Genomic DNA, 24,477 nt, shown 5'->3' with positions numbered 1-24,477 from the left:
ATGTTGCGCGTCGGTGTCAGCGCATTACTCCGCCACCGCCGGCGACCACCGCCATCGTGGCATTGTCGGTCATCTCCAGCGGGCTGTCCCCGTCAAGCCCCAGAAGTTCGGTCAGCTTGGCGCGCCCACGATTGGCCCGGCTCTTGATCGTGCCGACGGCCACGCCGCAGATCTCGGCGGCGTCCTCATAGGAATGACCCGCCGCACCCACCAGGATCAGCGCCTCGCGCTGCTCATCGGGCAGCGTCTCGAACGCCTTGCGAAAATCCGTCAGGTTCAGGTGTCCGTCGTGGTCTGGCTTGACCGACAGGCTGTTGGTCATGATGCCATCCGGGTCCGACACTTCGCGGTTCGACTTGCGGCGGCTGGAATAATACGTGTTGCGCAGGATCGTGAACAACCATGCGCGCATGTTCGTCCCGATCTGAAATTTCTCGATGTTGGTCCATGCCTTGACCACGGTGTCCTGCACCATGTCATCCGCCGTCGCGCCATTGCGCGTCAGCGACAGGGCAAAGGCGCGAAGGGCCGGAAGATGCTCCAGCATCTCGTCCCGCGGGTCGGTAGTTTGATCGGTCATTCGTCACCCTTGGGCGTGCCGGATGATGTGTCAGCATCCTGCGCCTTGAGGACGGCCAGCAGATCCTTGAACCGGTCCGGCAATTCCTCCTGTACGATGTCCGAATAGACCCGCTTCAGATTTTCGTCGATCAGAGCCGCGATGCGGTCATCCTCGTTGTTGTCCGAGTAGGTCATGGTGTTGAAGCATTCTTTATTGCACATAAAGTGAGTTAGTTCGGGAACCAAACACGGCGCAATCTGTTTGGTTCCAAGAAAAGTGATAAAAAGGTTACCGACATATGTCGTCTGCACACGGGACAACCGACCTTTCCGACCGCATCGCGGCGGAACTTCCCTACCTCCGACGCTATGCTCGTGCCCTGACTGGTTCCCAGTCCAGCGGCGACAAGTATGCGATCGCCACGCTGGAAGCCATCCTTCAGGATCGGAGCATCTTTGACGAAGGCATCCGCGCCCGCACGGCACTCTACAAATGCTTCCACGCAATCTGGAGCAGCACCGGTGCGCCGACCGGCGATGGCGACGGCGGCGGGATGGGCGAGCGGGCGCAAACCCTTCTTGGCGCGCTTCAGCCGAACACCCGCGAAGCGCTGTTGCTGGCCACGGTCGAGGATTTCTCAAAGGAAGAGATCGCCATCGTCATGAACACCGATGTCGATGACGTGACGCACCTGATCGACACCGCGCGCGCCGACATGGAGGCCGGGATCGCCGGTCGCGTGATGGTGATCGAGGATGAACCGATCATCGCCGCCGACATCAGCGCCATCGTCGAAGACCTGGGCCACGAGATTGTCGGCGTCGCCCGCACCCGCACCGAGGCCGTCGAGATGGGCAACCGCGAAAAGCCCGACCTGATCCTGGCCGATATCCAGTTGGCGGACAATTCGTCGGGCATCGACGCGGTGAACGACCTGATGCAGAACATGCCGGACGTCCCGGTCATCTTCATAACCGCCTTCCCCGAGCGCCTGCTGACGGGAGAAAAGCACGAACCCGCGTTCCTGATCTCCAAGCCCTACAAGGAGGAGCAGGTCAGCTCCGCCGTCAGCCAGGCAATGTTCTTCGCCTCGACGGAAACCCTGCTGGCCTGACACGACTTCGGGTCCGATCGGTACCCGCAAAAAGAATGCCCCGCTGACCATTCGGCCAGCGGGGCTTTTCTATTCTCGCGTGCAACTCTGCTATTTTCGCGTCCCATCGTCGCGCCGGGACGAATCCTCGTCCAACACCTTGGCGGCCAAGGCCCCAAGCCCGAGCAGAAAGAACAGAACGCTCAGAACCTGCGCCACTTCGGCCGAAGCAAGGACACCGAAACCAAACAGCGCAGAAACGGCTGCGACTGCGATGAAAACCAAAGACCACGTCATAGCATGTCCTTTCTTACAGATCGTTCCTGCGTACGCGGGGCCCGATCCGCATCACACAATTATAGGTATTTCACTCCCACAACCGACCGAGGCGGGCTTGGTTCCATTCATGCGTACATTTTTCCCGGTGGGTGCGCGTCCGTCCATCGCGGCATGGCTGCAAGTTGCAGATATCCCCACACGGGTGTCATATGACATACTGATGTTTCAGATCACTGCCTGAACACGAAGGCACCCCATGGCCGTCAAATGCGATAATTGCCCCCTTAGGGCGCATGACCTCTTCCTCCCGTTCACCGCCCAGGAGGCGCGGTTCATGAAAGGCTTCAAGGTTGGAGAGCTGACTATTGATGCCAACACGCCCGTTCTGATGGAGGGATCAAACGCGGCCCAACTCTATACCGTGCTGTCCGGTCAGGGCGTGCGCTACAAGACCCTGGACCGCGGGCAGCGTCAGGTGATCAGCTTCGTCTTCCCCGGCGATTTCATCGGCCTTCAGGCGGGCATCACGGGTGAGATGGGCCACTCCGTCGAATCCTCGACCGAAATGACATTGTGCGTCTTCGATCGCTCCGAAATCTGGACCCTGTTCAAGTCCCACCCTGATCGAGCGTTCGACCTGACCTGGCTGTCGGCAACCGAAGAGATGTTCCTGGGCGAAACCCTCGCCACCATCGGGCAGCGAACCGCGCTGGAGGCCGTGGCGTGGGCCATGCTGCGCCTGTTTCAGCGCGCCGAGGCCCTCAAGATGACGACGGCGAACCGAATGCCCCTGCCCTTTCGCCAACAGGATCTGGCGGATGCGCTCGGCCTGTCGCTGGTCCACACCAACAAGACGCTGGCCAAACTCAAAGATCGGGGGCTGGCACTCTGGCAGGACGGCGTCCTGACCTTGCAGGATCGGGATGGTCTGGTTGCTATGGCCGGAGCGGACGTCAAGGAGCCGCAGGCCCGGCCACTTATCTAAGTATCTGTTATTATATCTATTTATTTGAAATTGCCAATTGGCAATCAGCCGTCGAACCGGGCCTTGAGATACATCTCGAACGCGGCCTGAAGGGCGGTGCGGGACATCGAATCCTCGAATTCCAGCGTGGTGATGCGCCCCTTGCGCCGTTCCTTCACGCCCGACTCCTCGCGCGCGCGACGATAGATACGTTCGGGCCGGGTCTTGGCCTTCGGCTTGGCGACCACCGCCTTCAGCCGCGCCATCACCTGCGCCGCGTCCAGCCCCTGCCCCGCCAGCCCGCGCGCTTCCTCAAGGATCGCCGCCGCTTCGGACGGACGGCCCAGGTGCGGCTTGAGGGTGCGGGCGTGCAATTCCCGTAGGTCGCGGATAGACGCGAAGGCCCCCACCACCTCGGACGGCAGCCGCGCCAGTTGCAGATACCGCGACAGCCACGCCGGCGACACTTCCAATCGCGCCGCCATCTCCTTCTGCGAGCCGCCGTAATAGGCGTCGAGCGCGGCAAGATAATCGCGCGCCCGCTCGTAATCGCTGATATCCTCGCGGTCGCGGTTTTCGATATCGGCGAGGCGGAAGGCTTCCTCGTCCGTCAGGTCGCGCACTTCGATCAGGTAGCGGAAGTTCGGATAGTTATTCGCCCGCAGCCAGCTGACCGCGAAATGCCGCCGGGCTCCGGCGATCACTTCATAGGGCGTCTCGGCGTCACCGGTGCGGCGGACGATGGCCGGAAACTCCTGCTTGCCTTGACTGCGGATCCCGTCGATCAGGTCGCGGCAATTGTCCTCGGTCAGCAAGTCATAGGCGCGGTTGTGCCGCGCCCACATCCGCGCCTGCGCCGGGTCGATCCAGCGCAGCGTCTTTTCCTCCACCTCCCCCGAGAGGCGGTCGCTCACGCGGGTCTGCCGCGACAGGAAACGGGCCCCTGCCCTGCCCTGCTCCATCGGCGTATCAAGGTCCGCCAGCACGTCGTCCAGGTGGCCGTGTTTCTTGCTCATAGGATGCCCTCCTTGCGAAGCGCCGCGTGGTGGCTGGGCCAGGTCTTGCGGATTAGCGTCTCGACCTCCCGCCCGATCGCATCAAGATACACGCGGCAACGTTTATGGGTCTCGGTCCGGGTTTGCGCGCCGGTCAATTCGTACACGGTCGACAGGTTCGCCGTGGCATTGTCGATTTCGGCGCTGTCTTTCAGAACAGCATTGAGCATGTCGGAAGGAAAGACCGCATCCATCATCCGCTTGATCGCGACATGCGCGCTCTTCTGGTCGTTCATCTTGGTCGCCAAAATCTTGACGAAACTGTAGTCGCGCGCACCGCCATGCCGGCTGATCTCGCCCAGGGTCGCGGACAGCATCTTGAGAAAATGCGCCGTCGATCCGAAGTCGACGTTGTTGGGCGGTGCCGGGATCAGCAGGGCATTCGCGGCGCGCAGCACGCTCAGGGAAATCATGCCAAGCGCGGGCGGCGGATCCAGCAGGACGATGTCGAATTGGTCACTGATGCTGGCGATTCCGTCGCGCAGCCGGTCCAGAACGAAGGTCGGATCGCGGGCCATGCGGGCGGCGAATTCATATTCCGCATCGTACAACCCAAGGTTCGCGGGGATCAGCGCGATGCCCGGCCAGTAGGTCGCACGCAACGCATAATGCAACGACGTCGGCCCGCCGTGTTGCAGGAACGGGTAGAGCGTGTCCTCCTCCTCATCCACGTCCACATCGGGGTTCAGACCGAAGATCGCCGTGGTCGAAGCCTGGCTGTCGCAATCGATCACGCAGACACGATAGCCCTGCAACGCGAAATACTGCGACAGGTGCGTCACCATCGTCGACTTGGCCACGCCACCTTTGAAGTTCTGGACCGCCAGCACCGTTGCCGGGTCGCCCGGCGCGCGGTGTGGCAAGGTTCCGAACACTTCTCGCATGCGGTTCACTTCGGCCAGCGAATAGCCCGTGCGCCGGTTGGTCGTCGGGTCCTTCTCCGGCTCGGGCAAGCGTCCGTCATCTTCCGCATCACGGATCGACTTTTCCGTCCGCCCCACCATCTCGGCAGCTGATCGGACGTTGAAGCGAATCTCCAGCCGCTTTTCGGTGCCGGGGGCATAGATGCGGCTGCGCAACCGCTCGATCACGCTGGCCGCGCGACCTGCCAGTTGGTCAAGGTCATCCAGATCGACGCCGGGCTGCGTGAGAAGGGTCATGGCCTGTCCTTGCTGTAAGCTTGGACGAATCATGAAGCGGGCAGGGGATAACCTCAAGTGCGGTTTACGGGGGGCGAGGCGCAAAAAACCGGAAGGTCGTAAAAGTGTTGCCCAAGTGCGGAGGTTGAGCAGCCTGCGAGTCAATCAGGCGATGAAATTCCCTTCAGTGTGCGCTTCGGTGGCAACAGGGACCATATCCCTTATCCCCAGACTCGAAAAAACCCCAAGGGTTCTTGTTCTTCGATTCTATGTTCGGGACGCGCAAACCCCTGTGTGGCAAAGTGCAAACGGCTCTATCTCTTACGCTTTGGGTGCGTGGCCATACGTACGGGGTGACGTGGCGATACGTTCCGGGTGACGAAACCTTACGCATCGGGTGTGGTCCAAACCCCTACTTTTGGGGTGGTGTTTTGCACTGCTCAAACCCCTTCCTGTATGGGTTATCTGATTCGCACCGGCGAATCACATGATGCTTACCCCCGGATGAATTCTTACGAATTGGGTGGTGGACCGGGCCGCTGCTCCGGCATACCATACGTCACAACCGCAACATTCGTAAGGATTGGCGTGTAAGAATGGCCGACGCCCCGTACCGCACGCTTTCGGCGAAACCGAATGCAGACACGCTAATCAAACCGGGTGAGCTTGTCGACGTGGTCGAGGTGACGCCGCTGACGCTGGCGGATCGTCGCATCTATAACCTGCTGTTGGAAAACGCCTGGGATGCCATCGACAAGCCGGTGACCCATGTCGTCGCCAAGAGTCTGCTGCGCGGATCGCACAACGCCAACGACCGGATCGGGGCCAGCATCGAGCGGTTGATGAGCGCCATCGTCAAAATCGAAGTCGTCTGGGACGGAGAGCCGGCGATCGAACGGGTGCAATTGCTGGGCGGGAACATCGAAACGCTGCGATCCGACGGGTTGCTGGAATACGAAATCCCGGCCCGTCTGCGCAAGATCATCGGCAATTCCACCATCTTTGCGCGGTTGCAGCGGGAGGTGATGTTCGCGCTGACCTCCAAGTACGCGTTGACCCTTTACGAGATGGTGCAGAAACGCGGCAACCTGCGCTGGCGGTCTTCCGAGAAGTTCACGCTGGAGGAGTTGCGTGGCGTGCTCGGCGTGCCGCGCGGCAAGCTGGGCAGTTGGTCCAATCTGAAGCTGCGCGCCATCGACCCTGCGGTCGAAGAGGTGAACGCGCTCTCGGACTACGTGGTGGAAATCGCGCCGGTCAAGACGGGCCGCCGTGTGACCCACGTGGAGTTGCGGTGGTGGAAGAAGGACGGGGAAGGGCAGGGGGCCGCGGGGCGCGAGCTGAGCTTTTCCAAGGTGGGCCGAAAAGAGAGACTATCCGGCACCTCAGAGACTGTTTCCCCGCCCCTGCGACCCCGCCCGGCGACGCTGGATGACCGGGGCACGCCGTTGAAGACCGAAACCTATGAAACCGCCCGCCTGCGCCATCCGGGCTATGACATCTACTACGTCGAGGGGGCGTGGCGCGACTGGGCCAAGGGCAAGGGGCCGGCGGACGATCCGGACCGCGCGTACCTTGCTTTCTTCCGCACCTTTGCCGAACGCAACCCGTTGTAAAACAATGACGAAACGTCCGATTGCCAATTGGCAATTCAGGGCGGGATGGGGGCGCTCAAGGCTCCCGATCTTCTAGGAGAATCCGGGCGGCGTCGCCCTCAAGATCCTCGTACTGGCGGTTCTTCAGCGTCCAGAGGAACGCCACAAGGCCCCCGAACCCGAGGATCAGGGAAACCGGAATGAGAAAGACCAGAACATTCATGGGCGCACCTTCAGTCGCAGGGCATTGAGAACCACCAGGATCGAGGAGGACGACATCGCCGCCGCCGCCATCAGCGGGGTCGCCACTCCGGCCAGGGCAAGCGGGATGCTGATCAGGTTGTATACCACGGCAAGGCCGAAGTTCTGCAACATCCGGCGACGGGCCAGTTTCGCCAGCCGCAGGCCCAGCGGCACCGCCGAGAGATCGCCCCCCAGCAGAACCACATCCGATGCGGCGCGCGCAGCGTCCAGCGCCGTGGCCGGGGCGAGGGAGACATGCGCGGCGGCCAGCGCGCCCGCGTCGTTCAGGCCATCGCCGACCATCAGGACCTTCTGCCCGGCGGCGGCGCGGGTGTGCAACAGGGCCAGCTTGTTCTGCGGCGTCGCCTCGGCGTGCCAGTCGGTGATGCCCAGCTGATCGGCGACGGCGCGCACGGGGGCGGTGCGGTCGCCCGACAGCAGCGTGACCCGCAGGCCCGCGTCCTGTGCGCGGCGCACCATCAGGGCGGCACCGGGGCGCAACGTCTCGCGCGGGGTGATGTCGAGCGGGGCGCGACCGGGCAGGGTGAGCTCCGTTCCGTGCGCTCCGCGTCCAATGCGGACGGGCTGACCGTTCCATCGCCCGGTGATGCCATCGCCCGCCACTTCGTGCAGATCGGTCAGGGCGGCGGGCACCACGTGGGGCAGGGCGGCGGCAACGGCGCGCGCAACCGGATGGTCGGAGACCTGCGCCAACCCCTTGGCGACCGACGCGGCGTCGGGGTCGAGGTGGTCGAGTTGTACGGTCCCGGTGGTCAGCGTACCTGTCTTGTCCAGCACCAGCGCATCCACCTGCGCCAGACGTTCAAGCGCCGTGGCGGATTTCAGCAGCAGTCCGGCCTTGAACATCCGGCCCGAGGCGGCGACCGAGACGGCGGGCACGGCCAGCCCAAGCGCGCAGGGGCAGGTGATGATCAGGGTCGCGACGGCCACCAGGATCGCGTGGTGAATGTCGCCCGTGGCGATCCACCAGCCAAGGAATCCAATCGCGGCCAAGCCATGAACGGCGGGGGCATAGATGCGCGCGGCCCGGTCGGCCAGCGCGACATGCGCCCCGCGCGCGCCTTCGGCCACGGCCACGGCGCGGGCCATGCGGCGCAGGCCCGTATCCTCGCCCACGGCGGTCGCGCTGACGATCAGATGGCCGTCCAGCACGGTCTCGCCCGCCGCGACCTCGGTGCCCGGTTGGGCCAGCACGGGCAGGCTTTCCCCGGTCAGCAGGCTGCGATCAAGATCGGCGCGGCCTTCGATGACGGTGGCGTCCACGGGAATGCGCGCACCGGCGGCGACGCGGACGTGGTCGCCGATGGCCAGCTCCGCCGTGGGAACGGTCACGTCGCCGGCATCGGTCACGCGGGTTGCGCGCGGCACCTCCAGCGCGGTCAGCGCCGCTGCGGCGGAGCGGGCGGCGCGGCGGGTGCGGTGGTCGAGGTAGCGCCCGATCAGCAGGAACAGCGTCAGCGACAGCGCCGCGTCGAACCACGCTTCGGCCCCGTGTATCCACGTCTCGTGCAGCGACACACCGGCGGCCAGCACGATGGCCAACGTGATCGGGACGTCCATGTTCATCCGCCGGGCCGAAAGCGCGGTCAGGGCGGACACGACGAAGGGCCGCGCGGCATAGGCCAGTGCGGGCAGGGCGATGGCGGCGCTGATCCAGTGGAACAGGACGCGCGTGGCTTCCTCGGCCCCCGACCAGACGGCGACCGACAGGATCATCACGTTCATCATCGCGAAGCCCGCGACTCCGATCCGCGTCAGCAGGGCGCGGCCTTCGGGGTCGGTGGCGGAGGTCAGCGCCTCGGCGTCCATTTCGGAGGCGGCGAAGCCCGCGCGGTCCAGCGCGGCGATCAGCGGCGCTGCGTCGGTCAGGGTGCCGGTCACGCGCACCTGCTTGTCGCCCAGGTTCACACGGGCATTGGTGACGCGGGGCAGGGCGGTCAGCGCGCCTTCCACCCCGGCGATGCAGCCCGCGCAGCGCATACCGGGCACCGACAGGGTGAAGGCGCGGGTATCATCGTGCGTGACGGGGATGTCATGCGGATCGGCGGTGAGGGTCATTCCCCTGTCCTCAGCTTCAGGCGCTTGCGGAAGATTTCGCCGTCGGGCCCCGTCGCGGTCAGGCGCAGGTCCCAGTTGCCGGGGGGCACGTCGACCGGCGCACGCCAGAGGGTGCCGTCGAAGACAAAGGCGGGGGTCACATCCTGCGCCACGTTCGTCGCGCGGCCCAGCGTGGCGTCGAAGGTGACGTCCGTCACTGGCGCGCCGTCGCGGTCGCGCAGGTCCAGCGTCACCGCATCGTCGGTCAGGTGGGCCACGGCGGTCCAGCCAAGCGCCTCCTGCGCGGCGCGGTCGGCGTCGAATTTTTGCGACGCGACATAGCTGTTAGAAGTTTCCAGTCCCGGGAAGGTTCGCACCGCGTTGAAGGCAAGCGTCAGGTTGACGGCGATGATCGTGCCGAAGCCGACGGCGAACATGGCGAAGGTCTTGCGACCGGTCAGAACGAAGGTCATTCGGGTTCCTTTCCGAAGAATTGGCTGTCGCCGTAGGTCCGCTCGCCCGAGATCAGGTCCTCGACCCAGAAGCGCAGGTCGGTGCGCTCCTCGGTGGCGGCGGCATCGTCGGGTCGGGCGGTGACGTAGACGCGTTGCAGCAGGGTGCTGTCGGGAGGCACGGGCACGGTCAGGTCGTCGCGTCCCTCCAGCCCGATGCGCAGGGTGGCGTCCGAGGTCAGCGAGACGTGGAAATCGCGTGCCTCGCCATGCTTGTTGCGCAGGCGGATGTCGTATGCGTTGCGGATCGACCCGTCCGACAGGGTAACGAACTGCGGATTGCGCACGGCGGCCACGGTCATGTCGATCTCGGGCCGGATGAACAGCGCAAACAACAGCGCCAGGCCGATGGCCCCCCAAAGCACGGTATAGACGATGGTCCGGGGGCGCAGGATGTGTTTCCAGACCGGCTGCGGCTGCCAATCGCGGGCGGCGGTGGTGATGATGGGTGCGGGGCCGGCATTCGGCGCGGGGGCAGGGGCACCGCCGACCGGAACGGAGACACTATCGGCCTTGTTCGTCACGCCCAGCGGCACGACGGCGGCACGTTGAGTCGTGTCATCGGCGGGGGGCGCGTCGCTGAGGGCGAGATAGTCGATCAGCCCGCGCGGCTTGCCGATCTTGTCCATCACGTCATCGCAGGCGTCGATGCACAGCGCGCAGGTGATGCAGGCCAGTTGCTGCCCCTCGCGGATGTCGATGCCCATCGGACAGACGTTGACGCAGGCCATGCAGTCGATGCAGTCGCCCTCGGCGTTCTCGTGCTTCTTGCCGCGGGGTTCCCCGCGCCAGTCGCGATAGCCGACAGTCAGCGTGCCCTCGTCCATCATGGCCCCCTGGATGCGGGGCCAGGGGCACATGTAGATGCAGACCTGTTCGCGCGCGATTCCCCCCATCAGGACGGTCGTGAAGGTGAGCACGGCGATGGTGATATAGGCGACTGGCTGGGCCTGTCCGGCCACAAGGTCGCGCGCCAGCGCGGGCGCATCGGCGAAATAGAACACCCACGCTCCGCCGGTGGCCATCCCGATCAGGGCCCAGACCAGGTATTTCGTCAGGCGCAGGCGGATCTTGCGGGCGTCCCACTTGGCCTTCCACAGGCGGACGCGCGCGTTGCGGTCGCCCTCGATCCAGCGTTCGGTCGCGATAAAGAGGTCGGTCCAGACCGTCTGCGGGCAGGTATAGCCGCACCAGACCCGGCCCAGGGCGGATGTGAACAGGAACAGGCCCAGCCCGGCCATGATGAGCAGGCCCGCGACGAAGTAGAATTCGTGCGGCCAGATCTCGATCCAGAAGAAGTAGAACCGCCGCCCCGCCAGATCGACCAGAACCGCCTGATCGGGCAGGTTCGGGCCGCGATCCCAGCGAATCCAGGGCGTCAGGTAGTAGATGCCCAGCGTCAGGATCATCACGATCCACTTCAGACGGCGGAACGTGCCTTGCACCTTGCGTGGAAAGACAGGTTCGCGGGCGGCGAATAGGGGCGTGTCGGTCATTGTCGTCTCCGCGGGGGGAAGGACCCGCAGTGTCTCGTCCCATATACGGCGTGCGCGTCGCGTTGATCTGCATCAAGCGACCGCGAAATCAGGGGCCCCCCGGCCTGTTCACCGGGGAGCCTGATCCCGTCCTCCCCGACGGGATCCCGCGGCCATCAGGGGAAGACGAACGGCCGCGGATCAGGGGTCATTCGCCGGCGGGGTCTTCCCCGCCGCCGCGCGAGTGGACATAGGCGGCGACAGCGCGGACCTGCGCCTCGCCCAGGCGCTGCTCCCACGGGGGCATGACGCCGAAGCGGGCATTGCGGATGGAGTATTCCACCGCCTCCGCGTCACCGCCATACAGCCAGATCGCATCCGTCAGGTTGGGCGCGCCCTGTTCACGGTCGCCCAGCCCGGCGTCGCCGTGGCAGGCGGCGCAATTGTCGATATAAAGGCTCTCGCCCTCGGCATTCGGCTCGGCCATGTCGCTCAGGCTGCGGACGTGGGTGACCAGCGCGGTGATTTCCTCATCCGACAGGATTTCGTCGAAGGCGGGCATCTGCGACCAGCGGGCATCTGCGTCTTCCTCGTTCCGGATGCCATGGCGCACGGTATAGGCAATGTTTTCCAGCGTGCCGCCCCAGAGCCAGTCATCGTCAAGCAGGTTGGGATAACCCGCCGCCTGCACGCCCGCCGCGCCGCGTCCGTGGCATTGGGAGCAGTTGTTGGCAAAGACCGAAGCCCCCGCCGAGATGGCGAAGCGGTGCAGCTCCTCGTTGGCGGGAAGGGTGGCCAGGTCGGCGGTGACCAGGCTTTCGGTCAGGGCCGAATTGGACTGCGCCACGCGGTCGATGTCGGCGGCGACCTCGCCGCGCGTGGACCAGCCCAGCACCCCTTCGGTCGCGCCGGAGATCATCGGCCAGGCGGGAAAGGCGATCGTATAGGCGATGCCCCAGACGATCGTGGCGTAAAACGTCCACAGCCACCAACGGGGCAGGGGGGTGTTCAGCTCCTCGATCCCGTCCCAGCTGTGGCCGGTGGTCTCGGTGCCGGTGGCGTCGTCGATGCGCCGGCCTTCACTGTGCGGGTCGGTCATTTCGCATCCTTTCGGGTGAAATCGAGGGCCGCGCCGGCGCAGGTGCATCCGGGGCAGGCGTTCGCGCAGCCCACGGATACCTTGGGGGCCTGATGGTCGTTGAACGCCAGTTGCGCCGCCTCGTCGTGCAGGGCGGAGGCACCGGGGCGGAAGATGTAGACAGCGGCACCCACGAAGAAGGTGAACAGGGCCAGCAGGCCCCAGCTGTCGGCGATTTCACGCAGGAGAGAGTAGAGATCCATGACGTGCTCCTCAGCGGCTTGCGGCAGGCTCGAAAGTGGAGAAATCCACAAGAGTGCCAAGCATTTGCATATAGGCGATCAGCGCATCCATCTCGGTCAGCGCGGGCAGCCCGTCGAAGTTGCGGACCTGCGCGCCGGGATAACGCTCCAACAGGCCGTCGATGTCGCCGAACGGATCGACCTGAACGCGGATGTCGGTGCTTGCCGCCTCGATCATCTCCTCCGAGTAGGGCACGCCGACGAACGCATGGGTCGCCACAAGAGCCTGCGTCTGATCGGTGTTCAGCCGGGTGTCCGCCAGGAAGGCGTATTTCGGCATCACGCTTTCGGGCACTACGCTTTGCGGGTCGATCAGGTGATCGACGTGCCATTCGTCCGAATAGCGCCCGCCGACACGCGCCAGGTCCGGCCCGGTGCGTTTGGAGCCCCATTGGAACGGATGGTCGTACATCGATTCCGCGGCCAGCGAGTAGTGCCCGTAACGCTCCACCTCGTCGCGCATGGGGCGGATCATCTGGCTGTGGCAGACGTAGCAGCCCTCGCGCACGTAGATGTCGCGCCCGGCCAGCTCCAGCGGGGAATAGGGGCGCATGCCCTCCACCTCCTCGATGGTGTTCTCCAGCCAGAAGAGCGGCGCGATCTCGACGATGCCGCCGACCGAGACGACCAGCAGGCTGCCCACCAGCAGAAGGGTCGCGTTGCGTTCGAACCGCTGGTGGAAGGTGATGTTCTTCGTCTCGACCGGGGTTTCGTTGGGAATCTTGCCCTTCTGCGCACCTTCGGCGGCAGTGACGACATTCGGATCGTCGGCGGGGTCGTAGTTGGGGTCACGGGGATTTTTTGTCATGATCTCACTCCGCCGGGGTTGCGATTGCGGACGTCTGGGGCGCGCGGATGGTCATCCACATGTTCCAGACCATCACCAGTGCGCCGGAGAGGTAGAGAACCCCGCCCAGGCCGCGCACGACGTACATCGGGAACTTGGCCTCGACCGTGTCGGCGAAGGAGTTCACGAGGAAGCCGTTGGCATCCACTTCGCGCCACATCAGGCCCTCCATGATGCCGGTCACCCACATCGACGAGGCGTAGAGAACGATCCCCACGGTCGCCAACCAGAAGTGCAGGTTGATCGCGGGCATCGAGTGCATCTGCGTGCGGTTCCACAGCTTCGGCGTCAGGAAATACAGGGCCGCGAAGGTGATCAGCCCGTTCCAGCCAAGCGCGCCGGAATGCACGTGGCCGATCGTCCAGTCAGTGTAATGCGACAGGGAGTTGACCGCGCGGATCGACATCATCGGGCCTTCGAAGGTCGACATGCCGTAGAAGGCGAGCGAGGCCACCATCATCCGGATGATCGGGTCGGTGCGGATCTTGTCCCACGCCCCTTCCAGGGTCATCAGGCCGTTGATCATGCCGCCCCAGCTGGGCATCCACAGCACGATCGAGAACACCATGCCCAGCGTCGCGGCCCAGTCGGGCAGCGCCGTGTAGTGCAGGTGGTGCGGACCGGCCCAGATATACAGGAAGATCAGCGCCCAGAAGTGGATGATCGACAGTTTGTAGGAATAGACCGGGCGGCCCGCCTGCTTGGGCACGAAGTAGTACATCATCCCCAGGAAGCCCGCCGTCAGGAAGAAGCCCACGGCGTTGTGGCCGTACCACCACTGCGTCATCGCATCCTGCACGCCCGCGAAGACCTGCACCGACTTGGAGCCGAAGATGCTGACCGGGATCGACAGGTTGTTGACCACGTGCAGCATCGCGACGGTGACGATGAAGGCCAGAAAGAACCAGTTGGCGACGTAGATATGCTTCTCGCGCCGCTTGATGATCGTGCCCAGGAAAACCGCCAGGTAGGCCAGCCAGACCACGGTCAGCCACAGGTCAACGTACCATTCGGGTTCGGCGTATTCCTTGGACTGGGTCGATCCCAGAAGGTAGCCCGTGGCCGCCAGCACGATGAACAGGTTGTAGCCCCAGAACACGAACCACCCGAGGTTGCCGCCCCACAGCCGGGCCGACGAGGTGCGCTGGACGATATAAAACGACGTCGCGATCAGGGCGTTGCCCCCGAAGGCGAAGATCACCGCGCTGGTGTGCAGCGGGCGCAGGCGTCCGAAATTGGTGAAGGGCTGACCCCAGTCGAAGTTCAGCGCCGGAAAGGCCAGCTGAAACGCGATGAACGTCCCCGCGAGCATCCCGACCACGCCCCAGAGCGCCGTCGCGATGACGCCGTACCGGACCGGGCCGTCCATGTAGCCCGTGGGCGCGGGGCCTGCTGCCAGCAGCGGCTCCTCCATCCCTTTCAGGGTATAGAAGAACAGGCCCGCCGCGACGGCCATGATGATGAGGGCATGCAGCAGGTAAGCCGCGTCATGCGCATAATTCGCGGCGATGGCGGCCAGAAGCGCCACCAGCCCGAGCACCGTGAGTTTCAGATAATCCATTGTCGTCCCTTCCGTCCGGGGGCCGTCAGGCGGACCCTCTCGGAAGCGACGATTAGGCATGGGGATCACGCGCGGCCTTGATCTGGGTCAACTGACGGACCTTTCGCGGATGCGATGATGGTTCGGCCTCGTGCCGCCGGAAACAAGCAGTCGGCGAACCCGGTTTCGACAGGGGGCAGGGAACGGAGGATGACCGGGCCATGCGCAACCTGATGCTGAAAACCCTTCTTTTGCTGATCATCTTGCTGGGACCCGCGCACGCGGACGAACGCGCCGACAAGATCGTCGGGGCCTGGTCCGACTGGGTCGCGGAGGCCGATGTTCTCGGGTCGACCATCGTCGTGATGCGCGCGGGCGAGGTGGTCGCCGGGGACGCGCGGGGCGTCGTGCTGAACACGCCGCTGCCGCTCGCCGGCCTGAGCAAGGCCGTGACCGGTGCCTGCGTGATCGATCTCGTGCACCGGGGACTTCTGCCGCTCCGGGCAACCCTCGGGGACATTCTCGACGAGCAAGGGCCGTTGGCGGATGTCACCGTGGCGCAGCTGTTGACGCATCGGAGCGGCGTCTGGCCGGACTCCACGAGGGGCGATGTCGAGTTGCAGACCGCCCGGCATGACCAGACCGAACAGGTGTCGCTCCGGGCCCTGAGCCGTGTACCGCAAGAGCGTCTGGTGGGGCGGTTCGCCCACAACAACGAGAATTACGCGATCCTGGGGCGCGTTGTCGGTGCGGTCACCGGCAAGGATCATGTGACGGCCTGCGCCGAGGCGGTCCTTGCCCCGTTGGGGATCGCTTCGGCCAGCCTGTCCGGAAAATGGGCCGGGCACGGGGCCTGGGGCGGATGGGCGATGTCGGCCCCGGATTTCGCCCGCTTCGCCTGGGCCCGTTTCGGACCGGATGGCCTGGTCGGGGCCGACCTGGCCATCTGGCCGTCGGCACCCCTGGCGGGTGGGATACGGTACGGGCCGGGTGTCATGTGGCGCCTGCTTGAGGGCCGTCACATGATCTGGTCATCCGGAATCCTGTGTTGGAACAGCGATGGCGACGGGGGGCATTTCGCCATCTACGGGGATGAGTACCTTGTCGTGACACTCTATTCCATGTGCCAGGACGGGACCGGCGCATTCGCCGCGCTGAACCGCGCATTGCTGATGGCGGCGATGCGCTGAGGCTGTCGCGCGACCGGATGGGTCGGTTGCCCGCGTGCCCGCGTGCCCGCGGATGGCGGTGATTCTATGGTCCGCGCCCATGGTACCGGCCACGATCCGCTCCGCCGTTGCTGCGATTCCTTCACGATGCGGTGCGGCGTCCTCCACGGCAAAGGTATTGAGTCAGATCAATTAACTCTCGGCCGCGCAGTCGGCCGGGACCTTTGGAGCAGACAAACCCGGTCAATGTCGATTGACAGATGGTTCGGCCTGGGGTCGATTTGATACCGACGACTGGGCCTTCGGAAAATGACGAAAATTATCTCTGGGGGGAGAGATAAATGAAGGATCAAGATTTCGTATCGATCGGGTTTGATGCGGTTCAATACCTCAAGTCCCAGACCGAGCTTGAAATGCTCAAGTCGCGGCTGCCTGACGGCTCGGTTGAAACGATTGCCCGAGAGGTTATTCGGCGATTGTCGGTCCACGATGTACCGGACCCGCTGCGCAGCCCGCCCGAGGAACAGATCGAAGCCCTGTGTCACGCCCTTCTGTCAGAGGACGACACCGCCGGTGCCCGGTTCATTACCGATTTGCGGACCGGGGGCACGTCGATCGAGGGGGCCTACCTGACGTATCTTGCGGGGGCTGCCCGTATGCTCGGGGCGTGGTGGAACACCGATCGCCTGGCCTTTACGGAGGTCACGCTTGGAACGACGCGCATGTACGCCATCATGCGGGCGTTGCGGCACCAGTTTTCCGATACCTACGACTCGCCCAGCCGGTCGGCGGTATTTGCGTCCGTTCCCGGTGAAACGCACACGCTGGGAGTGCGGATGGCGGCTGACCTGTTTTCCAAGGAAGGGTGGGACATCGACCTGATGATCCACAAGTCGCACGAAGAGCTGGTGGACGATATCTGCGCGGCGCAACCGATTCTTATCGGTATTTCGGCGGGTGGCGATCATGTTGTGGAACCGCTCTCCAAGCTTATCATCGCGCTTCGGATCAGCGTGCCCAGGGCGTGGATCTTCCTGAGTGGGAACATCATCGACGAAGCGAAAGACGCGATCGACCTGATGGGTGTTGATGGCATCGTGAAGGATGTCACGGACGCAAGGTACCTGATGAGCGCGGTCTGGGATGCCGTCGACACGTCAAGCCGAGATCCCGAAAAGAAGACCCCGGCCAAACCTCTCAGATGACGACAGGTCGATCAGCGGCCCCGCGTCCATTGCACGGTGGAGGGTCGATCGGACGCTTTCAGTCCAGGAAATCGCCGTCGTCGTCATCCCCGGCCTCGATCAACAGGGCCGACAGGTCGTCGCACAGAACGCCCCGAGTACCCTCCAGGCGGATGATCCCGTCTTTCCGAAGCGCGCTGATCTGGCGGCTGACGGTTTCGATGGTCAGGCCCAGGTAGGTTGCCATCGCCTCGCGGGTCAGCGGCAGATCGGCGCGCAGGGGGCGTGCGGCGGTGGACGCGCGGCGCAGCACGATGGACAGCAGGGTCGCCACCTTTTCGCGCGCGGTCTTGCGGCCCAGCACCAGCATCCAGTCGCGGGCCGCGTCCAACTCGTCCAGCGACATCTCAAGCAGGCGATGGGCGACGTGGGGCGTTTCGGACATCATCTTCTCGAAGGCGGGGCGGTCAAACATGCACATCGTGACGTCGGTGACGGCCACAACCTCGTAGGGGGCCGCGACCCGGCCCGGCCGGCCCACGAAATCCGAGGGCAGCAACAGGCCAACCATCTGCATCCGCCCGTCTTCCATCGATCGGGTCAGCGTGGCGCAGCCGGTCACGATCGAGGCGACGAAGGGCAGGGCATCGCCCTCCAGCACGATCGTCTCGCCCGCTTTCCAGCTGCGATAGGACTTCATCGACGCCAGACGGTCCAGTTCCGGCCCGTCACAGGTCGCACAGACGGCCCGGTGCCGGATCGGGCACTGGTTGCAGTCTTCCTTGGCAAGCATCAGATCAACACGGGGCATATTTCACCACTTTCACGACATTTGATACACATCAAGTCGCACCTGCGTTGCCTGCGTCATCTTGCGCCCATGAAACAGGAAATCCCGCCCTTTACGGAACGCGCCCTGACGTCCCGTGCGCCCCGATACACCAGCTATCCGCCGGCCACGCAGTTCGACGAGTCTGTCGGACCCGATCAGGCGGGTGCCTGGCTGGGGCAGGTCGATCCGGCGCAGCCGATCTCGCTTTATGTTCACATCCCGTTTTGTCGGCGATTGTGCTGGTTCTGCGCCTGTCGCACGCAAGGATCGGCCACCGAGGCCCCGCTGGTCCCGTACCTGGATTCCCTGGCGCAGGAAGTGCTGCTGGTGTCCGACGCCCTGCCTGCGGGGGTTACGGTCGGGCACCTGCACCTGGGCGGGGGAACCCCGACGTTCCTGCCGCCCCAGCAGATGGCCCGTTTGTTCGCGATGCTGGACGCGGATTTCCCGCGCGCGCCGGGGGCCGAGATCTCGGTCGAGGTGGACCCGACCGAGTTGGACGATGCGCGGCTGGATGCGTTGGCGGCGGGCGGCGTCACGCGGGCCAGCCTGGGCGTGCAGGATTTCGACCCGCGCGTGCAGGCCGCGATCGGCCGCCCGCAAAGTTTCGATCAGACCCGCGCCGCCGTCGAGGGACTGCGCGCGCGGGGCATCGACGCGATCAACCTGGACCTGCTGTACGGTCTGCCGCACCAGACGGCCGAGACGCTGCGCAAGACGGTCGATCTTGCCCTGTCGCTGAACCCTGACCGGCTGGCGCTGTATGGTTATGCGCATGTGCCCTGGGCGTCCAAGCGGCAGGTCATGATCAAGGAGGCGGATCTGCCCGATGCGGTCACGCGCCTGGCCCTGACGATGCAAGCCAGCGCGCAGTTCGAGGCGGCGGGATACCGGCCCGTCGGCATCGACCATTTCGCCCGCCCCGAAGACCCGATGGCCCGCGCCGCCGCCGACGGCACGCTGCGGCGCAACTTCCAGGGCTACACCACCGACATGGCGCGCACGCTGATTGGGCTGGGGGCGTCTTCCATTTCGCATCTGCCACAGGGCTACGTGCAGAATGCCGCCCGCACCGCCGACTGGAAGGCGCGGCTGGCGCAGGGGCGGCTGACGGCGGTGCGCGGTCACGCGCTGACGCCGACGGACCGGTTGGAGGGGGCGGTGATCGAAAGGCTGCTGTGCGACTTCACCGTCGATCCGATGACGTTCCACGACCCGACCGCCGCGCGCCGTCTGATTGCCAGGGCGGCAAGGGAATGGTCCGATGCGGTGACGGTCGACAGCGCGGGCGTCCTGCGGGTGAACGACGATGCGCAGCACGTCGCGCGGATGATCGCGTTGGAAATGGACGCCTATGCCTCGCCCGCCGGGCGACACAGCGTCGCCGTCTGACGACGGCGCGGCTCAGCCGTCGATATAGGCCTGTACGGTCGCGCGGGTGCCGTCGGACCACAACCGCGCAAGCCACCCGGAAAAGGCCTGCCGGAACGCGGCGTCCTGTGCCAGCGGGCCATAGAGATGCGCCTGCTCCAGCCAGCTTTCGGGCCGGTCGCGGGCGGCCTGCGCGGCGGCGGTCAGGGCATCCCAATTCGGATCGTTCGGGGCGATGGTGCTGCCGTCTTCGCGCGTGCCCGCGCACATCCGCGCCCAGAGCGCCTCCGTCAGGGCCAACCCCTGAACCGACCCGCCGGCGGCCAGCGCGTCGCGCAGGATCGGCAGGATGAAGCCCGGATGCCGGGACGAGCCGTCGAAGGCCACGCGGCGCGTGGTGTCGCGAATTTCCGGGTTGCGAAAGCGCCCCTCGATCAGGTCCAGGTATTCGGCGGGCGTGCGGTCGGGCACGGGCTGGATGTAAGGCACGATTTCCTCGGTCTCGACCCGGCGGAAGAAGGCCGCGATCAGCGGGTCGGTCATGCAGGCGGCAATCGTCGGCACCCCCAGCAATTCGCCCAGGTTCGCCAGCACCTGGTGCCCGGCATTCAGCACCCGGATCTTCATCGTTTCGTAGTCCGTCACGTCGTCGGTCAGCGTGGCCCCCACGTCCTCCCAAGGGGGGCGACCGGCGCAGAAGTCATCCTCGATCACCCATTGGCGGAAATTCTCGTGCGTGACCGGGGCCATGTCGTCGAGGCCAAGGCTGCGCGCCAGGGCCAGCTCGCTCTCGCCGGTGGCGGGCACGATGCAATCGACCATGGCGTTGGGAAAACTGGCTTCGGCTTCGATCCACTCGGCAAGCTCGGGGTCGGACAGGCGGGCAAGGCCCACGACGGTGCGGCGCAGAACCGCGCCGTTGTGTTGCAGGTTGTCGCAGCATTGCCCGGTGAAAGGGCCGATCCCGGCGGCGCGACGCGCGCGCAAGGCGGCAACCATCGCCCCGAAGGCGGTGCGGGGCCGGTCGGGGTGTTCGGCATCGTGGCGGATGTCGGGATGCGCGGTATCGAGCGCGCCGGCGGTGTCGCGGTAATAGCCGCCCTCGGTCACGGTCAGGGCGACGATGCGGATGGCCGGGTCCGACATCGCGGCGATGAGTGCGGCGTTGTCCGGCTCCACCGGCAGGAAGTCGATCATCGCGCCCGTCACCTCGGCGCTGGTGCCTGCCGGGTCCAGTTCGATCAGCGTCGTCAGGCAATCCTGTGCCAGAAGGCGGTCGCGCATTGCCGCATCGCCGGGCCGCACGCCCGCACCGATGATGGCCCAGTCCAGCGCCTTGCCCTGCTGCATCAGGCGGTGGAGGTACCACGCCTGATGTGCGCGGTGGAAATTGCCCAGCCCGATATGCACGATGCCCGGCGTGAGCTTGGATCGGTCATAGATCGGGCCGGTCACGCCCGCGGGCAGCCGGTCCAGCGTCGATGTGTCGAGGGCCATAGGAAACCTCCCCTGCGCGTGATTTCTGGTCAGCTCAGCCAGTTGCCGCCGTCCACGTTGTAGGTCTGGGCGACGATGTAATCGGCCCCGTCACTGGCGAGGAAGACGGCCATCCCGGTCAGGTCATCGGCGGTTGCCATGCGGCCGAAGGGAACGGCATCGCCGACTTCGCGTTTCTTCTGGCCTGGAGCCTTGTTCTCGTACTTGGCGAAGAACGTGTCCACCTCGTCCCAATGCTCCCCGTCGACCACGCCGGGGGCGATGGCGTTGACGTTGATGCCGTGCTTGATCAGGTTCAGCCCGGCCGATTGGGTCAGCGATATGATCGCGGCCTTGCTTGCGCAATAGACGGCGACCAGCGGCTCACCGCGCCGCCCTGCCTGCGATGCCATGTTGATGATGCGCCCGCGGTGCCCGTTGTCGATCATGTGGCGCGCGACGGCCTGAAGGGTGAACAGCGTGCCCGAGACGTTGATGTCGAAGACGCGCTGATACTCCGCGCGCGTGATCTCGACGATGGGGGCGGCGGTGAAGATGGCCGCGTTGTTGATCAGGATGTCGATCTGCCCGAAGGCCCGCACCGTTTCAGCCACGGCGGCGTCGATGCTATCCTGATCGGTGACGTCCATCTCGACCGCGATGGCTGCGTCGCCCAGATCGGCGGCGGCGGTCCTTGCGCGGGCGATGTCGATGTCGCCGATGGCCACGCGGGCCCCTTCGGCGACATAGGCACGGGCAAAGGCCAGCCCGATGCCGCGCGCGGCCCCGGTGATCAGCGCGGTTTTACCCTCAAGCCGTTTCATGGGATGAGCAGCCCCTTTTCGTCGAACCGGTAGATGGCATCCGGGCGCGGCGTCAGGTGCACGGTATCGCCATAGCGGAATCCGACCTCGCCATCGGCCCGCACGGTCAGTGCGTCGGCCAGCCCGGTGTCGTGGATGTGGAAGAACGTATCGGAGCCAAGGTGCTCGGACACGGCCACGCGGCCTGACCACTCTCCGGCTTCGGCCGAGACGGTGATGTGCTCGGGGCGCACGCCGATGGTATGCGCGTCGTACTTGGCGGCCTCGGGCCCTTCGATGAAGTTCATCTTGGGCGACCCGATGAAGCCCGCCACGAACAGGTTGCGCGGCGATCTATATAGTTCCAGCGGCGAGCCGACCTGTTCGATGTGCCCGGCGCGCAGCACGACGATCTTGTCGGCCATGGTCATCGCCTCGACCTGGTCGTGGGTGACGTAGACCATCGTTGTCTCAAGCCGCTTGTGCAGTTCCGAGATTTCCAGCCGCATCCCGACGCGCAGGGCGGCGTCAAGGTTGGACAGCGGCTCGTCGAACAGGAAGGCGGCCGGTTCGCGCACGATGGCGCGGCCGATGGCGACGCGCTGCCGCTGACCGCCCGAAAGCTGCCCGGGGCGACGGTCGATGTAGTCGTTCAGGTTCAGAACCTCGGCCGCGTTGGCCACCCGCCGGTCGATCTCGGCCTGGTCCATCTTGGCCATGCGCAGCGGGAAGGCGATGTTCTTGGCCACGCTCATGTGCGGGTACAGGGCGTAGGATTGGAACACCATTGCCAGCCCGCGCTTGGACGGGGGCAGGGCGGTCGCGTCCGCCCCGTCGATGGCGATCGTACCGCTGGTCATGTCCTCCAGCCCCGCGATCAGGCGCAGAAGCGTGGACTTGCCGCAGCCCGAGGGGCCGACGAAGACCGTGAACTCCCCGTCTTCGATCGTCAGGTCCAGCGGGGGAATGACCTCCACGTCGCCGAACTTCTTGGTGACCTGGCTCAGTTGAATGCGTCCCATGGGTACTTCCCTTATTTCACCGCGCCAAACGTAAGGCCGCGGACGAGTTGTTTCTGGCTGAACCAGCCGAGGATGAGGATCGGCGCGATGGCCATGGTCGAAGCCGCCGACAGCTTGGCGTAGAAAAGACCCTCGGGTGATGAATAGCTGGCGATAAAGGCCGTCAGCGGGCCTGCCTGTGCCGCCGTGAGGTTCAGCGTCCAGAAGGCTTCGTTCCATGCCAGGATGAAGTTGAGCAGCATGGTCGAGGCGATGCCGGGCAGTGCCATCGGCGTCAGGATGTACAGGATTTCGTCCTTCAGACTGGCCCCGTCCATGCGCGCCGCTTCCAGGATCTCGCCGGGGATTTCCTTGAAGTAGGTATAGAGCATCCAGATGATGATCGGCAGGTTGATCAGCATCAGAACCACCACCAGCCCGATGCGCGTGTCCAGCAGCCCCAGTTTGATGAAAATCAGGTACATCGGATAGAGCACCCCGACAGCCGGCAGCATCTTGGTCGAGAGCATCCAGAGCAGGATGTCCTTGGTCCGGTTCGAGGGCACGAAGGCCATCGACCAGGCGGCGGGAACCCCGATGATCACACCCAGAACGGTCGATCCGCCCGCGATGATGATCGAGTTCCACAGGAACCGCATGTAGTCGGAGCGTTCCTGAACGACCGCGTAGTTTTCCAGCGTCCAGTCGAAGTTGAGGAAGATCGGCGGACTGGCGATGGCCTGCGCCTCGGTCTTGAAGCTGGTCAGGATCGTCCACAGGATCGGGAAGAAGATGACCAGACCAACGGCCCAGGCGGCGGCGGTGGTCAGGGCCTTGCGGCGGGGGGTGACAGCTCTTGCCATGATCAGATCCTCACGCGTCCAGGTTCTTGCCAACGATGCGCATCAGGAAGATCGCAACGATATTGGCGAGGATGATGGCGTAGACGCCACCGGCGGAGCCGAGCCCGATGTTCTGCGCGTCGGTGATGCGCTGGAAGATCAGGTAAGTCAGGGTGCGGGTGTCGAATGCCCCCTGTGTCGTCACGAAGATCTCGGCGAAGATCGACAGAAGGAAAATCGTCTGGATCAGGATCACCACGGTGATCGCGCGGCCCAGGTGGGGCAGGGTGATGAACCAGAACCGCTTGAGCGGCGGTGCCCCGTCCATCTCGGCGGCCTCAAGTTGTTCACCGTCCAGCGATTGCACCGCCGTCAGCAGGATCAGCGTCGCGAAGGGCAGCCATTGCCACGACACGATCATGATGATCGACGGCAGGGCGGCATCGGTCAGCCAGACAACGGGTTCGGCCCCGACGGCCTTCCACAGATGGGCGAACAATCCGTTCACAGGGTCCATGAACATGTTCTTCCAGACCAGCGCCGAAACGGTGGGCATCACGAAGAAGGGCGCGATCACCAGGATGCGGACGACGCCCTGACCCCAGAGCGGCTGGTCCAGCAAAAGCGCCAGCAGGATGCCCAGGCAGACGGTGATCACCAGCACGCCGCCGACGATCAGAAGGGTGCTCCAGACCGAGGGCCAGAAGGCGCTGGACGTGACGAACCGGGTGTAGTTGTCGAAGCCGGCCCAGCCCTGGTCGCCACCGCGCAGCGGCAGGTAGCGACGGAACGAAAACCACAGGGTCATCGTCAGCGGAACCAGCATCCAGCCCAGGAGCAGGATCACAGCGGGCGCCATCATGAAGCGGGCGGCGGATCGGGATGCCTTGGTAGCCATGGACAAATCTCCCCTGTTGACGGGCGCGGGCCCGACTCAGGTTATACCACGATTGGAAAAAGAAATTGGGGCGGGGGGTCCGGGGGGCGAGCGGATCGCCCCCCGGGGTGGATGGGCCGACGGCTTAGTAGCCGGCCCCCTCCAATACGTCGGTTGCAATCG

Annotated in this window: 25 protein-coding genes; 6 read left to right on the top strand and 19 right to left on the bottom strand. The window is 64.9% G+C overall.

What is annotated here, in order from left to right:
- Positions 1-16: 16 nt before the first annotated feature.
- Both BLV27_RS17480 and BLV27_RS17475 read right to left on the bottom strand, forming a co-directional pair.
- Positions 17-580 carry an RNA polymerase sigma factor gene (locus tag BLV27_RS17480; RefSeq protein WP_092647785.1) on the bottom strand — a complete coding sequence of 188 codons (564 nt, stop codon included), beginning with the start codon at positions 578-580 and terminating at the stop codon, positions 17-19.
- A complete protein-coding gene (locus tag BLV27_RS17475) occupies positions 577-783 on the bottom strand; it encodes a NepR family anti-sigma factor (RefSeq protein ID WP_244504738.1) in 207 nt (68 codons plus the stop codon). Before BLV27_RS17475 ends, BLV27_RS17480 begins: the two co-directional genes overlap by 4 nt.
- Before the next feature lie 77 nt (positions 784-860).
- Here BLV27_RS17475 and BLV27_RS17470 point away from each other — a divergent pair, with 77 nt between their 5' ends.
- Positions 861-1,676, top strand: a complete 816-nt coding sequence (locus tag BLV27_RS17470; protein WP_092647783.1) for a response regulator — start codon at positions 861-863, stop codon at positions 1,674-1,676.
- A gap of 90 nt (positions 1,677-1,766) precedes the next feature.
- Here the strand turns inward: BLV27_RS17470 and BLV27_RS17465 are convergent, their stop codons facing one another.
- Positions 1,767-1,952, bottom strand: coding sequence for a hypothetical protein (locus BLV27_RS17465; RefSeq protein WP_092647782.1), 186 nt, complete (start codon positions 1,950-1,952; stop codon positions 1,767-1,769).
- Between the two features lie 238 nt (positions 1,953-2,190).
- Between BLV27_RS17465 and BLV27_RS17460 the strand changes: the two genes are divergently transcribed.
- Positions 2,191-2,919 (top strand): Crp/Fnr family transcriptional regulator, encoded by a 729-nt coding sequence (locus BLV27_RS17460; protein ID WP_092647781.1) that lies wholly within the window; start codon positions 2,191-2,193, stop codon positions 2,917-2,919.
- 44 nt (positions 2,920-2,963) lie between these two features.
- On the opposite strand, the gene BLV27_RS17455 is transcribed toward BLV27_RS17460, so the two are convergent.
- Both BLV27_RS17455 and BLV27_RS17450 read right to left on the bottom strand, forming a co-directional pair.
- Entirely contained in the window at positions 2,964-3,914 is a 951-nt protein-coding gene (locus tag BLV27_RS17455; protein ID WP_092647780.1) for a ParB/RepB/Spo0J family partition protein, read from the bottom strand.
- Positions 3,911-5,113: an AAA family ATPase gene (locus BLV27_RS17450; RefSeq protein ID WP_092647779.1), complete on the bottom strand. Its 1,203-nt coding sequence runs from the start codon at positions 5,111-5,113 to the stop codon at positions 3,911-3,913. Before BLV27_RS17450 ends, BLV27_RS17455 begins: the two co-directional genes overlap by 4 nt.
- Before the next feature lie 575 nt (positions 5,114-5,688).
- Here BLV27_RS17450 and BLV27_RS17445 point away from each other — a divergent pair.
- The gene (locus BLV27_RS17445) at positions 5,689-6,705 is read left to right on the top strand and encodes a replication initiation protein (protein WP_092647778.1); all 1,017 of its coding nucleotides are present in this window, start codon (positions 5,689-5,691) and stop codon (positions 6,703-6,705) included.
- A 55-nt stretch (positions 6,706-6,760) separates the two neighbouring features.
- Here BLV27_RS17445 and ccoS read toward each other — a convergent pair whose 3' ends face one another.
- The 8 genes from ccoS to ccoN all read right to left on the bottom strand — a co-directional run bounded on the left by ccoS (position 6,761) and on the right by ccoN (position 14,760).
- The gene (gene ccoS, locus BLV27_RS17440) at positions 6,761-6,907 is read right to left on the bottom strand and encodes a cbb3-type cytochrome oxidase assembly protein CcoS (RefSeq protein WP_092647777.1); all 147 of its coding nucleotides are present in this window, start codon (positions 6,905-6,907) and stop codon (positions 6,761-6,763) included.
- The gene (locus BLV27_RS17435) at positions 6,904-9,006 is read right to left on the bottom strand and encodes a heavy metal translocating P-type ATPase (RefSeq protein ID WP_092647776.1); all 2,103 of its coding nucleotides are present in this window, start codon (positions 9,004-9,006) and stop codon (positions 6,904-6,906) included. The genes ccoS and BLV27_RS17435 overlap by 4 nt, the downstream gene beginning before the upstream one ends.
- Positions 9,003-9,458: a FixH family protein gene (locus tag BLV27_RS17430; protein ID WP_092647775.1), complete on the bottom strand. Its 456-nt coding sequence runs from the start codon at positions 9,456-9,458 to the stop codon at positions 9,003-9,005. Before BLV27_RS17430 ends, BLV27_RS17435 begins: the two co-directional genes overlap by 4 nt.
- Positions 9,455-10,993, bottom strand: coding sequence for a cytochrome c oxidase accessory protein CcoG (gene ccoG / locus BLV27_RS17425; protein ID WP_092647774.1), 1,539 nt, complete (start codon positions 10,991-10,993; stop codon positions 9,455-9,457). The genes BLV27_RS17430 and ccoG overlap by 4 nt, the downstream gene beginning before the upstream one ends.
- A gap of 187 nt (positions 10,994-11,180) precedes the next feature.
- Positions 11,181-12,071, bottom strand: a complete 891-nt coding sequence (gene ccoP / locus BLV27_RS17420) for a cytochrome-c oxidase, cbb3-type subunit III (RefSeq protein WP_092647773.1) — start codon at positions 12,069-12,071, stop codon at positions 11,181-11,183.
- Positions 12,068-12,313: a cbb3-type cytochrome c oxidase subunit 3 gene (locus BLV27_RS17415; RefSeq protein ID WP_092647772.1), complete on the bottom strand. Its 246-nt coding sequence runs from the start codon at positions 12,311-12,313 to the stop codon at positions 12,068-12,070. Before BLV27_RS17415 ends, ccoP begins: the two co-directional genes overlap by 4 nt.
- A 10-nt stretch (positions 12,314-12,323) precedes the next feature.
- On the bottom strand, positions 12,324-13,160 hold the full coding sequence (gene ccoO, locus BLV27_RS17410) for a cytochrome-c oxidase, cbb3-type subunit II (RefSeq protein WP_092647771.1): 837 nt from the start codon (positions 13,158-13,160) through the stop codon (positions 12,324-12,326).
- Between the two features lie 4 nt (positions 13,161-13,164).
- Positions 13,165-14,760 (bottom strand): cytochrome-c oxidase, cbb3-type subunit I, encoded by a 1,596-nt coding sequence (gene ccoN / locus BLV27_RS17405; protein ID WP_092647770.1) that lies wholly within the window; start codon positions 14,758-14,760, stop codon positions 13,165-13,167.
- A 200-nt stretch (positions 14,761-14,960) separates the two neighbouring features.
- On the opposite strand from ccoN, the gene BLV27_RS17400 reads away from it, so the two are divergent.
- Together BLV27_RS17400 and BLV27_RS17395 are read left to right on the top strand one after the other, a co-directional pair.
- Positions 14,961-15,929, top strand: coding sequence for a serine hydrolase domain-containing protein (locus tag BLV27_RS17400; protein WP_092647769.1), 969 nt, complete (start codon positions 14,961-14,963; stop codon positions 15,927-15,929).
- Between the two features lie 320 nt (positions 15,930-16,249).
- On the top strand, positions 16,250-17,113 hold the full coding sequence (locus BLV27_RS17395) for a cobalamin B12-binding domain-containing protein (RefSeq protein ID WP_092647768.1): 864 nt from the start codon (positions 16,250-16,252) through the stop codon (positions 17,111-17,113).
- A gap of 58 nt (positions 17,114-17,171) precedes the next feature.
- On the opposite strand, the gene fnrL is transcribed toward BLV27_RS17395, so the two are convergent.
- Positions 17,172-17,903 carry a transcriptional regulator FnrL gene (gene fnrL, locus BLV27_RS17390; protein WP_092647767.1) on the bottom strand — a complete coding sequence of 244 codons (732 nt, stop codon included), beginning with the start codon at positions 17,901-17,903 and terminating at the stop codon, positions 17,172-17,174.
- A 69-nt stretch (positions 17,904-17,972) separates the two neighbouring features.
- Here fnrL and hemN point away from each other — a divergent pair, with 69 nt between their 5' ends.
- Positions 17,973-19,316 (top strand): oxygen-independent coproporphyrinogen III oxidase, encoded by a 1,344-nt coding sequence (gene hemN / locus BLV27_RS17385; protein ID WP_092647794.1) that lies wholly within the window; start codon positions 17,973-17,975, stop codon positions 19,314-19,316.
- Between the two features lie 12 nt (positions 19,317-19,328).
- Here hemN and BLV27_RS17380 read toward each other — a convergent pair whose 3' ends face one another.
- The 5 genes from BLV27_RS17380 to BLV27_RS17360 are packed head-to-tail and all read right to left on the bottom strand — an operon-like array spanning position 19,329 to position 24,315.
- Positions 19,329-20,792, bottom strand: a complete 1,464-nt coding sequence (locus BLV27_RS17380) for a mannitol dehydrogenase family protein (protein ID WP_092647766.1) — start codon at positions 20,790-20,792, stop codon at positions 19,329-19,331.
- A gap of 29 nt (positions 20,793-20,821) precedes the next feature.
- Complete coding sequence (locus BLV27_RS17375) at positions 20,822-21,595, bottom strand: L-iditol 2-dehydrogenase (RefSeq protein ID WP_092647765.1); 774 nt, start codon at positions 21,593-21,595, stop codon at positions 20,822-20,824.
- On the bottom strand, positions 21,592-22,596 hold the full coding sequence (locus BLV27_RS17370; RefSeq protein ID WP_092647764.1) for an ABC transporter ATP-binding protein: 1,005 nt from the start codon (positions 22,594-22,596) through the stop codon (positions 21,592-21,594). The genes BLV27_RS17375 and BLV27_RS17370 overlap by 4 nt, the downstream gene beginning before the upstream one ends.
- A gap of 11 nt (positions 22,597-22,607) precedes the next feature.
- Positions 22,608-23,438, bottom strand: a complete 831-nt coding sequence (locus BLV27_RS17365) for a carbohydrate ABC transporter permease (RefSeq protein WP_092647763.1) — start codon at positions 23,436-23,438, stop codon at positions 22,608-22,610.
- A 10-nt stretch (positions 23,439-23,448) separates the two neighbouring features.
- Entirely contained in the window at positions 23,449-24,315 is an 867-nt protein-coding gene (locus BLV27_RS17360; RefSeq protein ID WP_092647762.1) for a carbohydrate ABC transporter permease, read from the bottom strand.
- Positions 24,316-24,477 lie beyond the last annotated feature (162 nt).

Origin of the sequence: Jannaschia faecimaris (assembly GCF_900107415.1) — a bacterium.
GTDB classification, from domain to species: Bacteria; Pseudomonadota; Alphaproteobacteria; order Rhodobacterales; family Rhodobacteraceae; genus Jannaschia; species Jannaschia faecimaris.
Note: the sequence above shows the minus strand (reverse complement) of the source record. Positions and strands in the feature narration are given on the sequence as shown.

Coding starts and splice junctions, on each gene's coding strand:
- BLV27_RS17400 (WP_092647769.1), top strand. CDS start 14,961: ATGCGCAACCTGATGCTGAAAACCCTTCTTTTGCTGATCATCTTGCTG.
- BLV27_RS17450 (WP_092647779.1), bottom strand. CDS start 5,113: ATGACCCTTCTCACGCAGCCCGGCGTCGATCTGGATGACCTTGACCAA.
- BLV27_RS17435 (WP_092647776.1), bottom strand. CDS start 9,006: ATGACCCTCACCGCCGATCCGCATGACATCCCCGTCACGCACGATGAT.
- BLV27_RS17445 (WP_092647778.1), top strand. CDS start 5,689: ATGGCCGACGCCCCGTACCGCACGCTTTCGGCGAAACCGAATGCAGAC.
- BLV27_RS17395 (WP_092647768.1), top strand. CDS start 16,250: ATGAAGGATCAAGATTTCGTATCGATCGGGTTTGATGCGGTTCAATAC.
- BLV27_RS17365 (WP_092647763.1), bottom strand. CDS start 23,438: ATGGCAAGAGCTGTCACCCCCCGCCGCAAGGCCCTGACCACCGCCGCC.
- BLV27_RS17475 (WP_244504738.1), bottom strand. CDS start 783: ATGTGCAATAAAGAATGCTTCAACACCATGACCTACTCGGACAACAAC.
- ccoN (WP_092647770.1), bottom strand. CDS start 14,760: ATGGATTATCTGAAACTCACGGTGCTCGGGCTGGTGGCGCTTCTGGCC.
- BLV27_RS17415 (WP_092647772.1), bottom strand. CDS start 12,313: ATGGATCTCTACTCTCTCCTGCGTGAAATCGCCGACAGCTGGGGCCTG.
- ccoP (WP_092647773.1), bottom strand. CDS start 12,071: ATGACCGACCCGCACAGTGAAGGCCGGCGCATCGACGACGCCACCGGC.
- BLV27_RS17465 (WP_092647782.1), bottom strand. CDS start 1,952: ATGACGTGGTCTTTGGTTTTCATCGCAGTCGCAGCCGTTTCTGCGCTG.
- fnrL (WP_092647767.1), bottom strand. CDS start 17,903: ATGCCCCGTGTTGATCTGATGCTTGCCAAGGAAGACTGCAACCAGTGC.
- hemN (WP_092647794.1), top strand. CDS start 17,973: ATGAAACAGGAAATCCCGCCCTTTACGGAACGCGCCCTGACGTCCCGT.
- ccoS (WP_092647777.1), bottom strand. CDS start 6,907: ATGAATGTTCTGGTCTTTCTCATTCCGGTTTCCCTGATCCTCGGGTTC.
- BLV27_RS17375 (WP_092647765.1), bottom strand. CDS start 21,595: ATGAAACGGCTTGAGGGTAAAACCGCGCTGATCACCGGGGCCGCGCGC.
- ccoO (WP_092647771.1), bottom strand. CDS start 13,160: ATGACAAAAAATCCCCGTGACCCCAACTACGACCCCGCCGACGATCCG.
- BLV27_RS17360 (WP_092647762.1), bottom strand. CDS start 24,315: ATGGCTACCAAGGCATCCCGATCCGCCGCCCGCTTCATGATGGCGCCC.
- BLV27_RS17430 (WP_092647775.1), bottom strand. CDS start 9,458: ATGACCTTCGTTCTGACCGGTCGCAAGACCTTCGCCATGTTCGCCGTC.
- BLV27_RS17380 (WP_092647766.1), bottom strand. CDS start 20,792: ATGGCCCTCGACACATCGACGCTGGACCGGCTGCCCGCGGGCGTGACC.
- BLV27_RS17460 (WP_092647781.1), top strand. CDS start 2,191: ATGGCCGTCAAATGCGATAATTGCCCCCTTAGGGCGCATGACCTCTTC.
- BLV27_RS17455 (WP_092647780.1), bottom strand. CDS start 3,914: ATGAGCAAGAAACACGGCCACCTGGACGACGTGCTGGCGGACCTTGAT.
- BLV27_RS17370 (WP_092647764.1), bottom strand. CDS start 22,596: ATGGGACGCATTCAACTGAGCCAGGTCACCAAGAAGTTCGGCGACGTG.
- BLV27_RS17470 (WP_092647783.1), top strand. CDS start 861: ATGTCGTCTGCACACGGGACAACCGACCTTTCCGACCGCATCGCGGCG.
- ccoG (WP_092647774.1), bottom strand. CDS start 10,993: ATGACCGACACGCCCCTATTCGCCGCCCGCGAACCTGTCTTTCCACGC.
- BLV27_RS17480 (WP_092647785.1), bottom strand. CDS start 580: ATGACCGATCAAACTACCGACCCGCGGGACGAGATGCTGGAGCATCTT.